11 protein-coding genes are annotated in these 10,760 nt (G+C 62.3%); all 11 read left to right on the top strand.

What is annotated here, in order from left to right; genetic code table 11:
- Window positions 1-123 precede the first annotated feature (123 nt).
- The 11 genes from ubiE (at window position 124) to SLW74_RS03465 (ending at window position 10,646) form a co-directional block, all read left to right on the top strand.
- Complete coding sequence (gene ubiE, locus SLW74_RS03415; protein ID WP_065986646.1) at window positions 124-894, top strand: bifunctional demethylmenaquinone methyltransferase/2-methoxy-6-polyprenyl-1,4-benzoquinol methylase UbiE; 771 nt, start codon at window positions 124-126, stop codon at window positions 892-894.
- Window positions 894-1,517, top strand: coding sequence for an SCP2 domain-containing protein (locus tag SLW74_RS03420; RefSeq protein WP_410928137.1), 624 nt, complete (start codon window positions 894-896; stop codon window positions 1,515-1,517). Before ubiE ends, SLW74_RS03420 begins: the two co-directional genes overlap by 1 nt.
- Window positions 1,514-3,133 (top strand): ubiquinone biosynthesis regulatory protein kinase UbiB, encoded by a 1,620-nt coding sequence (gene ubiB / locus SLW74_RS03425; RefSeq protein ID WP_192130899.1) that lies wholly within the window; start codon window positions 1,514-1,516, stop codon window positions 3,131-3,133. Before SLW74_RS03420 ends, ubiB begins: the two co-directional genes overlap by 4 nt.
- 56 nt (window positions 3,134-3,189) lie before the next feature.
- Complete coding sequence (gene hisI, locus SLW74_RS03430) at window positions 3,190-3,582, top strand: phosphoribosyl-AMP cyclohydrolase (protein ID WP_410928138.1); 393 nt, start codon at window positions 3,190-3,192, stop codon at window positions 3,580-3,582.
- 2 nt (window positions 3,583-3,584) lie between these two features.
- The gene (locus tag SLW74_RS03435) at window positions 3,585-3,917 is read left to right on the top strand and encodes a phosphoribosyl-ATP diphosphatase (protein WP_065986654.1); all 333 of its coding nucleotides are present in this window, start codon (window positions 3,585-3,587) and stop codon (window positions 3,915-3,917) included.
- A gap of 42 nt (window positions 3,918-3,959) precedes the next feature.
- Window positions 3,960-4,244 (top strand): twin-arginine translocase TatA/TatE family subunit, encoded by a 285-nt coding sequence (locus tag SLW74_RS03440; protein WP_065986662.1) that lies wholly within the window; start codon window positions 3,960-3,962, stop codon window positions 4,242-4,244.
- 10 nt (window positions 4,245-4,254) lie between these two features.
- Entirely contained in the window at window positions 4,255-4,824 is a 570-nt protein-coding gene (gene tatB, locus SLW74_RS03445; protein WP_410928139.1) for a Sec-independent protein translocase protein TatB, read from the top strand.
- The gene (gene tatC, locus SLW74_RS03450; protein WP_065986665.1) at window positions 4,821-5,615 is read left to right on the top strand and encodes a twin-arginine translocase subunit TatC; all 795 of its coding nucleotides are present in this window, start codon (window positions 4,821-4,823) and stop codon (window positions 5,613-5,615) included. Before tatB ends, tatC begins: the two co-directional genes overlap by 4 nt.
- On the top strand, window positions 5,612-6,319 hold the full coding sequence (locus tag SLW74_RS03455) for a 16S rRNA (uracil(1498)-N(3))-methyltransferase (protein WP_410928140.1): 708 nt from the start codon (window positions 5,612-5,614) through the stop codon (window positions 6,317-6,319). The genes tatC and SLW74_RS03455 overlap by 4 nt, the downstream gene beginning before the upstream one ends.
- A gap of 275 nt (window positions 6,320-6,594) precedes the next feature.
- The gene (locus SLW74_RS03460) at window positions 6,595-8,520 is read left to right on the top strand and encodes a methyl-accepting chemotaxis protein (RefSeq protein ID WP_410928141.1); all 1,926 of its coding nucleotides are present in this window, start codon (window positions 6,595-6,597) and stop codon (window positions 8,518-8,520) included.
- Window positions 8,521-8,702: 182 nt separating this feature from the next.
- The gene (locus SLW74_RS03465) at window positions 8,703-10,646 is read left to right on the top strand and encodes a methyl-accepting chemotaxis protein (protein WP_410928142.1); all 1,944 of its coding nucleotides are present in this window, start codon (window positions 8,703-8,705) and stop codon (window positions 10,644-10,646) included.
- Window positions 10,647-10,760 lie beyond the last annotated feature (114 nt).

Genomic DNA, 10,760 nt, shown 5'->3' on the forward strand with positions numbered 1-10,760 from the left:
GCTTAAATCGTCGACGCACTATACCAGCGGCCCGAAGCGAAGAAACTGTTGGCCGTGCGCCTTGTCAAGACAAAGCCAGCCCCGACGATTAGAATGGCGCCACTTTATTCCGGTGACAGCGATATGAATGATCCGCGCAAAGGCAGCGATGCCGAACCCATCACCCACTTCGGTTACAAAAACGTACCGGAAAGCCAGAAGGCCGAGAAAGTCGCCGAGGTATTTCACTCCGTCGCGGCCAAATATGACCTGATGAACGACGTACTGTCCGGCGGTATGCATCGCCTCTGGAAGCGCTTCACCATCGAACTGTCCGGCGTTCGCAGCGGCAACCGCGTGCTCGACATCGCAGGCGGCACCGGTGATCTGGCGAAGAAGTTCTCCCATCTTGTCGGCCCGACCGGTGAGGTCGTACTGGCTGACATCAACGCATCGATGCTCAAGGTCGGTCGTGACCGCCTGCTGGATCGCGGGGTGGCCGGCAACATCAAGTTCGTCCAGGCCGACGCTGAAAAGCTGCCGTTCCCTGACAACCACTTCGACTGCGTGACCATCGCCTTCGGCCTGCGCAACGTGACGCACAAGGAAGACGCGATCCGCTCCATGCTGCGCGTGCTCAAGCCGGGTGGTCGTTTGCTGGTGCTGGAATTCTCCAAGCCAACCAGCAAAGTCATGTCCAAGATCTACGACGCCTACTCGTTCGCTTTCATGCCGCTGGCGGGCAAGCTGATCACCAACGATTCGGAAAGCTACCGCTATCTGGCAGAGTCGATCCGCATGCACCCTGATCAGGAAACCCTGAAGTCAATGATGGTCCAGGCCGGTTTCGACCGAGTGACCTACCACAACATGACCTCCGGCATCGTGGCGCTGCACCGGGGCATCAAACCCTGATGCTGATCAACGGCTTGCTCGCCAGTGCCGAACACGGCATCAACCGCGTGCTGCGCATGGACAGCACCGCCTTGCCGCGCCTTGACCGGCTGAGCGGCAAGGTCATCGCGATCGAGTGCACCAGCCCGACGTTTCATCTGCACGTGCTGCCCAGCGACGACGGCCTGATGCTGGCGGCGAACTGGGAAGGCGGTGCTGATGTGACCCTGCGCGCGCCCGCTGCGAGCCTGATGCGCCTGGCGATGAGCAAAGACAAAAATGCCGTGCTGCACAGCCCGGAAGTCGAGCTGGAGGGCGAAAGCGCCGTGCTGCTTGAGCTGGTGGGCGTGCTGCAGGACCTGGACCTCGATTGGGAGTACGAGCTGCAACGCTGGCTCGGCCCTGTCGCGGCGCCCCTGATCGGCGGGCACCTGCGCAACAGCGCGCGCTGGACCCGCGACAGCGCGGCCAGCCTCAGCCACAACCTGGCCGAATACCTGGCCGAAGAATCCCGCACGCTGGTCGGCAAACGCGAGGCCGAAGCCCGCTTCGCCGAACTGGATCAGACCAAACAAGACCTGGAACGCCTCGAAGCCCGCTTCGAGCGTCTGGCCCACTCCCTCACATCCAGCGATAACGCATGAGCCTGCTTGCCGTCCGCCGCCTGTTTCGCATCCAGCGTGTCGTAATCCGTTACCGCCTCGATGACCTGTTGTTCGCCCTGCCCCTGCCGTGGTGGCTGCTGGCTGTGCGCTTCGTGCTGCCATGGCGCTGGTTGCCGCGGCGCAAGAACGAACTGAGCCGTGGTGCCCGTCTGCGACTGGCGTTGCAGGACCTGGGGCCGATTTTCATCAAGTTCGGGCAGTTGCTGTCCACTCGCCGGGATCTGCTGCCTGAAGACGTGGCCGACGAGCTGATGATGCTGCAGGACCGCGTGCCGCCGTTCGACTCCGCCAAAGCCGTGGCGCTGATCGAGTCGCAGCTGGGCGCGAAGATCAGCGAAGTGTTCAGCCGTTTCGATGTGGCCCCGCTCGCCTCTGCTTCTGTCGCTCAAGTCCACGCCGCGCGCCTGAAGACTGGCGAGGAAGTGGTGGTAAAGGTCGTACGGCCAGGCTTGAAGCCGATCATCGGTTCCGATCTTGCGTGGCTGTTCATTCTGGCAAAGATTGCCGAGCGGGTTTCCGCAGACGCCCGCCTGCTGCACCCGGTGGACGTGGTCGCCGATTACGAAAAAACCATCTACGACGAGCTCGACCTGCTGCGCGAGGCGGCCAACTCCAGCCAGCTGCGCCGCAACTTCGAGGGCTCGCCCATGCTCTACGTGCCGCAGGTCTACTGGGACTGGTGCCGGCCGAAGGTGTTGGTCATGGAGCGCATTTACGGCGTGCAAGTGACCGATCTGGCGACCCTCGCCGATCAGCGCACCGACATGAAGAAGCTGGCGGAGCGCGGCGTCGAGCTGTTCTTCACCCAGGTTTTTCGTGACAGCTTTTTCCACGCCGACATGCACCCCGGCAATATTTTCGTCAGCACGGTCACGCCGTGGGATCCCCAGTACATCGCCATCGACTGCGGAATTGTGGGCAGTCTGACCCCTGAGGATCAGGACTACCTGGCGCGCAACCTGTTTGCCTTCTTCAAGCGCGACTACCGCCGTGTGGCTCAGCTGCACATTGACTCGGGCTGGGTGCCGGCCGAGACCAAGCTGAATGAATTCGAAGCGGCCATCCGTACGGTGTGCGAACCGATATTCGAGAAGCCCCTGAAAGACATTTCCTTTGGCCAGGTACTGATGCGCCTGTTCCAGACCGCTCGCCGCTTCAACATGGAAGTGCAGCCGCAACTGGTGCTGCTGCAAAAGACGCTCCTCAATATCGAAGGCCTCGGCCGTCAGCTGTACCCGGAGCTGGATCTCTGGGCGACTGCGCAGCCGTTCCTCGAACGCTGGATGCGCGAGCGCGTCAGCCCGAAAACCCTGCTGGGCAACCTGCAGTCCCAGGTTGAACAGATTCCGCATCTGGCCAACATGACCCGGGATTTGCTCGAGCGCCTGTCGCAGCCCCATCGCCACGATCCGCCCCCGCCCTACCGGCGCGATGGCGATCATTGGGCCCTTCGGCTGCTCGGCGCGGGCCTGCTGGCCGGCGGCGTGCTGCTGGCAATCACCCATACCCAGACCGGCGCAGCGCTGAACACCCTGAGTGCCTGGCCTGCCTTGCTGATGCTGGCGGCAGGCGTCTATCTGGTCGTTCGCCGATAGCCATCGGCGCAAGCCGCTGGCACACTAACCCTCCCCTGGAACGGCCGGAGCCGATGATGAAAGACTGGCTGGACGAGATTAAGTGGGACAAGGACGGCCTGGTGCCCGCCATCGCACAGGACCACAAGACCGGTCGCGTGCTGATGATGGCGTGGATGAACCGTGAAGCCTTGAGCCTGACTGCCAGCGAACAGCGCGCTATCTATTGGTCACGTTCGCGTGGCAAGTTGTGGCGAAAGGGCGAAGAATCGGGCCACGTGCAGAAGCTTCATGAGCTGCGTCTGGACTGCGATGCCGACGTCATTATCCTGATGGTCGAGCAAATCGGCGGCATCGCTTGCCATACCGGCCGCGAGAGCTGCTTCTACCGCGTCTACGATGATGCCGGCTGGAAGACCGTGGACCCGGTACTCAAAAACCCGGAAGCCATTTACCAAGCAGGACACTGAACATGACTGATACCTTGTCACGCCTTGCCGAGGTGCTCGAATCACGCAAGGGCGCGGCTGCCGACTCGTCATACGTCGCCAGCCTGTATCACAAGGGACTGAACAAGATTCTGGAGAAGGTCGGCGAAGAGTCGGTCGAAACCATAATCGCTGCCAAGGACGCTGCCATCAGCGGTGACTGCAGTGATGTCGTCTACGAAACCGCCGACTTGTGGTTCCACAGCATGGTGATGCTTGCCCAGTTGGGCCAACACCCGCAAGCCGTGCTCGATGAGCTGGACCGCCGTTTCGGCCTGTCCGGCCACGCCGAGAAAGCATCTCGCTCGGCGGAATAAACACAGGGGCTGCGGCCCGAAATTTCTTGTGAGGAACGCGTTATGGGCATTTTTGACTGGAAACACTGGATCGTCATTCTTGTGGTTGTCGTGCTGGTCTTCGGCACCAAGAAACTCAAGAACCTGGGGACTGACGTGGGTGAGTCGATCAAGGGCTTTCGCAAGGCCATGAATGACGACGACAAACATCCGGAAGAGCCAACCGTGCAGCCGCCGGTTCAGCCACAGCCCACCGCGCAGCCTGTCCCTCCGACTCAGCCGCTGCACCAGCCGCACACCATCGACGCTCAGGCGCAACGAGTCGAAGACCCCCTCCGCAAAGACTAGGTCGTGACGCATGTTTGGTATCAGCTTTTCTGAACTGCTGCTGGTCGGCCTCGTTGCCCTGCTGGTCCTGGGGCCCGAGCGTCTGCCGGGCGCAGCACGGACGGCCGGGCTCTGGATCGGCCGCCTGAAACGCAGCTTCAATGCGATCAAACAGGAAGTTGAGCGCGAAATCGGCGCTGACGAGATTCGGCGTCAGCTGCACAACGAGCATATCCTTTCGCTGGAAGAGGAAGCTCGCAAGATCATGCAGCCACAGCAACCGCCTGCAGCGCCTGTAGCCCCCGCGACACCGGCACCGGCTGAACCCGCTGCCGAGACGCCGATTCCACCGGCTCCGGCCTCTACAGCGCCGGTCATGGGTGCGGCCTCACCGGCCCAGAGCGCCGACATTGGCCCGGCCGCTCCGGCGGAAAGCGCGTCGGTTACGCCGCCGCCCGTTCATGTCGAGCCTGCTGCGCCTGCACCTTCGCCTGTCGGGCCGGATTCTGCACCCGCACCTGCGCCGGTCATCACCCATGCGACCGCGGTGCAAAGTGCGCCTTCTGCCAACGATTCGTCACTGCCACCACGAGCCCCATGAGCGAAATCCCGGAAAACGACCAGCAAATGCCGCTGGTCTCGCACCTGACAGAACTGCGCTCTCGCCTGCTGCGCTGCGTGCTGGCGATCTTCGTGATCTTCGGCGCGCTGTTCTACTTTACCCAGAAGATCTACACCTTCGTTTCAGCCCCGCTGCGCAAGTTTCTGCCTGACGGCGCCACGATGATCGCGACCGATGTGGCCTCGCCGTTCATCACGCCGTTCAAGCTGACGATGATGGTGGCGCTGTTTCTGGCGATGCCGGTGATTCTGTATCAGATCTGGGGCTTCATTGCGCCAGGTTTGTACAAGCACGAAAAGCGCGTGGCAGTGCCGCTGCTGATCTCCAGCATCATCCTGTTCTACGCCGGGATGGCGTTTGCCTACTTCCTGGTCTTCCCGCTGATCTTCCACTTCTTCGCCAGCGTCACGCCGGAAGGCGTGTCGATGATGACGGACATCGCCAGTTACCTGGACTTCGTGATGACGCTGTTCCTGGCATTCGGGGTCGCGTTCGAGATTCCGGTGGCGGTTGTACTGCTGGTGTGGATCGGCATCGTCGACGTCAAATACCTGAAGAAGATTCGCCCGTACGTGGTGATTGGCTGCTTCGTGGTCGGCATGATCCTCACCCCGCCGGACATCTTTTCCCAGACCCTTCTGGCTGTGCCGATGTGGCTGCTGTTTGAAATCGGCGTGCTGTGCAGTTCGATGATCACCAAGCGCGGCGATCATGAAGACGACGAGAAAGCCGAAGACGAACAGAGCCAACCGCCAGCGACCCAGCCGTGAACCTGCTGTTGCTTGAGGACGCCGACTTCATCGCGGCGGATCGGGTCGTGCTGCGTGATCGGCGCCTCAAGCACATGCAGGAAGTGCATCGCAGCGAAGTCGGCGACAGCCTGCGGGTCGGTCGAGTGAACGGCTTGCTGGGCAGTGCGCAATTGCTGCGTCTGGAAACTCGTGAAGCCGAGCTTTCGGTGAGCTTCGAGCACGCCCCGCCGGCCAAACTCCCCCTGACGCTGATCCTCGCCCTGCCGCGCCCGAAAATGCTGCGTCGGGTGTTTCAGACCGTGGCGACGATGGGTGTCCCCCGAGTCATTCTGGTCAACAGTTACCGCGTCGAAAAAAGCTTCTGGCAGACGCCCTTTCTGGAGCCGGCTGCCATTCGCGAGCAGTTGATTCTCGGGCTGGAGCAGGCCCGGGACAGCGTGCTGCCTGAGATCGTCATCGAGAAGCGCTTCAAGCCGTTCGTTGAGGACCGCCTTCCCGCTGTGGTTGAAGGGACGCTGGGATTGGTCGGCCATCCGGGTGATTTCCCCGCCTGCCCACGCGCGGTCGGGCAGCCCGCCACCCTGGCCATCGGCCCCGAAGGCGGCTGGATTCCCTACGAAGTTGATTTGCTGCAGGCCTCGGGGCTGAATCCAGTCCAGTTGGGTGCGCGGATCCTGCGCGTTGAAACCGCCGTGACCGCGCTACTCGCCCGATTGTTCTAGAACATGGCGACACCGATTCCCCCACAGACATAGAACCTGTGGGAGCGAGCTTGCTCGCGAAGGCTCAGTTTCAGTCACCCGAGAACGTTACTGACTGTCCCGGCCTCGTCCTGAGCACGCTCAGTCCCACACACGGCCCATGTCTGCTGCTCCGCCGCGCGGTGTCAGAACGGCGGGCAATCCCCCCGAGCTACCTCCCGTCCTCATCAAGCACTTCAGTTTGCCGCGCGACAGCCGATGCACAAGCGTCTATAAAAAAATTCGCAGGAATCATCATGTCTCGCTGGTTTACCCAACGCCTTGGAAATATGAGCGTCCGTCTCAAACTGGGTGTCGGTTTCGGCCTTGTGCTGTTGCTGACGCTACTTATCACGGCGACGGGCTGGTCCAGCGTGAAGGCGGTGATCGAGCGTGGCGACAAGCTGGGGATGATCTCGCAGATCAGTGAGCGGACGATGGATCTGCGCACGGCAGGCATGGTGTATGAAGCTCAATACACCGCTGAAGCCGCGACGGCGGTCATGACCGCGCTGGACAAGCTCGACGCTGACCTGAAAACCGGCCAGAGCATGGTCAAAGGCATCGGCGATCTCAAACTGATGGACGCTCAGGCTCAGGCCGCCAGCGAATACCGCCGTGCCTTTGGCGACATGACCAAAGCGATCCAGACCCGCGAAGCCAGCCGAACCAACTTGGGCGCGTCCGCCGACGCCGCTGTCGATACCGTCAACAAGATCGAACAGGCGTTGCTGCAGCACGACAACATCCTGCAATTCAACAGCGCGGTGGATGTCAGCAAACAGATCCAGCAGGCACGCTTCCAGGTGCGCGGTTACACCTTCAGTGGCAAACCGGATTTCGAAAAGAACGCCACCGCCGCCACCGCCGCCATCGACGAAGCCATCGTCGGGGTCAACACGCTGGCCGGCGACGTTTCCTCCCAGTACATCCCGCAGCTGCAAAAGGCCAACCTGGCGCTCAAAGGCTATCGCGACGCTGTCGGCCAATACCGTGAAGCGCAACTGGTCAGCGTTCAGGCCCTCGCCAAGATGACCGAGCTGGGGCAACAGCTGCTGGACGCCAGCGAACAACTGAACATTTCGCAAAACGCCAAACGCGAGGCAGACACCCGCCAGGCCCAATCGACCCTTGGCATTGCCACGATAGTGGCCCTGATCCTCGGTGTTTTTGCCGCCTGGGTCATCACCCGCCAAATCACGGTGCCGCTGGGGCAGACGCTTGTTGCGGTCGAGCGCGTGGCGTCCGGTGATCTGACCCACAACTTGAGCGTCGACCGGCGCGACGAGCTTGGCCAGTTGCAGGGCAGCATCCAGCGCATGACGGTGGAGCTGCGCCAATTGATCGGCGGCATCGGCGAAGGCGTGACCCAGATCGCCAGCGCGGCCGAAGAGCTGTCGGCGGTCACTGAGCAGACCAGTGCCGGGGTCAACAGCCAGAAGGTCGAGACCGATCAGGTAGCGACGGCGATGCACGAGATGACCGCCACGGTGCAGGAAGTGGCGCGTAACGCCGAAGAAGCGTCCGAGGCCGCCGTAGCCGCTGACCTCCAGGCGCGTGAGGGCGACAAGGTCGTCAACGAGGCCATCGCGCAGATCGAGCTCCTCGCGACCGAGGTCGGTCACTCCACCGAGGCGATGGCCGAACTCAAGCGCGAGAGCGACAAGATCGGCAGCGTCCTCGACGTGATCAAGTCCGTTGCGCAACAAACCAACCTCCTTGCCCTGAACGCGGCCATCGAGGCCGCCCGGGCGGGTGAGGCCGGTCGCGGATTCGCTGTGGTCGCAGACGAAGTGCGCAGCCTCGCGCAACGCACGCAAAAGTCCACGGAAGAGATCGAAGAGCTGATTTCCGGCTTGCAGAACGGCACCCGACAAGTCGCGACAATCATGGACAACAGCCGCGAACTGACGGTCAGCAGCGTCGAACTGACCCGCCGCGCCGGCACCTCACTGGAAAACATCACCCGGACCGTGTCTGCGATTCAATCCATGAACCAGCAGATCGCCGCCGCGGCCGAGGAGCAAAGCGCTACGGCCGAAGAGATCAACCGCAGCGTGCTCAACGTGCGCGACGTGTCGGAACAGACCTCCGCCGCCAGCGAGGAAACTGCCGCGTCGAGCGTCGAGCTGGCGCGACTGGGCAGCCATCTGCAAGGGCTGGTGAGTCGCTTCCGGATCTGATCCGCTTGCCCGGCTCGCACCCGCATCAGCCACCGGCCTGCCGGCAAAGCCTCCAATAGGGGCGGAATCTGTGACACGCGTCACCCCTTCCCGCCCCTCGGAAATCTCCTACGACCTGATCAGGTCACGCCTCCGCCTCCCCTGCCGATGCGCGTTTATCGCCCATCCGCAGGAGACGCATCATGTTGCAACGCATCAACCGGGCGCTGGCCAACACCAGCGTCAAACTCAAACTCTCGCTGGGCTTTGGCCTGGTTCTGCTTCTGACCCTGGCCATTACCCTGACCGGGTGGCATGGGCTCGACACGATGATCGAGCGCTCGGAGTCACTGACCTCCATCGCTCAGCTCAACGCGATGACCAAGGACCTGCGCGCCGAGCGCATCGTCTTTCGGGTCGAAAACACTGCTGACAGCGCCTCGCGCGTCGTTGCCCGCATCAATGAAATCGAAGCGCATCTGGTTGTGCTGCGCGACGATGCTCCTCCCGCCGACATCCTCAAGCTGCTCAACAGCCAAAGCGACACGGTCAGGGCGCTCGAAGCCACCTTTGCCGATCTGACCACGCTGTTGAGTGCGCGAGCCGACTCGCGTGCGCAGCTGGCGGTTCTCTCGGACGAGGCGATCAAGTCCATCGGCCAGGTGGAAAGCGAGGTCTTGAAAGCCGTCAGCCAAGAGCAGGACAGCAGCGAGCGCCTCGGTGAGTTCACCAACATCCAGCAATTGCGCGAGCAAGTGCAGAACGCCCGTTACGAAGTTCAGGCGTACGTGTTCAGCGGTAAAGAGTCCTATGAAATTGCCGCCATTACCGCCATCGACGAAGCGCTGAAGGAGGTCGAGCAGATCGCCAGCGATCAAGCCGATGGCAACGTCAGTGAATTGCTCACGGCGCGTAAGACGCTGCTCAAGTACCGCGAGCACATGGGCCAGTTCAAAGACCTGCAGGTCAAGGTTGAAGCGGCCCAGGAGTCCATGGAGGCGCTGAGCGAGAGCCTCCTCACCTCGACCGGCGAGATCACCGCGCTGCAAGGCCAGCGGCGTGATGCCGAAGCCACTCAGTCGCGGCAGACGCTCAGTGGCGTGGCCGGGCTGGCGATGCTCCTGGGCCTGCTCGCGGCGTGGCTGATCACCCAGCAGATCATCGCGCCGCTACGGCTGACCTTGAGTGCGGCGGCGCGCATCGCCCAAGGTGATCTGAGTCAGGACCTGGAGCTCGGCCGCCGCGACGAGATGGGCATGCTTCAGCGCAGCATGCAGGAGATGACCCTGAGCCTGCGCAAGCTCATCAGTGGCATCAGCGACGGCGTGACCCAGATCGCCAGCGCGGCCGAGCAACTGTCCGCTGTCACGGCGCAGACCAGCGTGGGCGTCAACAGCCAGAAAGACGAAACGGACTGCGTCGCGACGGCGATGAACCAGATGACCTCGACCGTGATGGAAGTGGCCCGCAATGCCGAAGAAGCCAGCGAGGCGGCGCGGCACGCTGATCAGCAGGCACGGGACGGCGACAAGGTTGTCAACGACGCCATCGCGCAGATCGAGCGCCTGGCGCTGGAGGTGAATAATTCCACCGAAGCCATGGGCAAGCTGAAGCTGGAGAGCGACAAGATCGGCGGTGTGCTCGACGTCATCAAGTCAGTGTCGCAGCAGACCAATCTGCTGGCTTTGAACGCAGCGATCGAAGCCGCCCGGGCAGGCGAAGCGGGACGCGGTTTTGCGGTCGTTGCCGATGAGGTTCGCGGACTGGCCCAGCGCACCCAGGAATCCACCGAGGAAATCGAAGTGCTTATCGCGGCGCTGCAAAGCGGCACCCAGCAAGTGGTGATGACCCTCGATGCCAGCCGAACCCTGACCGACAGCAGCGTGGAGTTGAGTCGCCAGGCCGGCAGCGCGTTGGGACACATCACACGGACGGTGTCGACGATTCAGACGATGAACCAGCAGATCGCCGCGGCGGGCGAGGAACAGAGCAGCGTGGCGGAGCAGATCAACCGCAGTGTGCTGAACGTTCGGGATGTGTCCGAGCAAACCGCAGCGTCCAGCGAGGAGACGGCCGCGTCGAGCATCGAACTGGCGCGGCTGGGTGTGCAGCTGCAGGAGATGGTCGGGAAGTTTCGGGTGAGTTAAAGCGAAACCGGCTGCGACGTCGAGTTGTAGGACCGGCTTTAGCCGGGAAGGCGTGTGCATTCACATCGCAGAATTAATAGCACACGCGCAGGCCTCTTCCCGGCTAAAGCCGGT

The organism is Pseudomonas sp. W5-36, assembly GCF_046540455.1.
GTDB lineage: Bacteria > Pseudomonadota > Gammaproteobacteria > Pseudomonadales > Pseudomonadaceae > Aquipseudomonas > Aquipseudomonas graminis_B.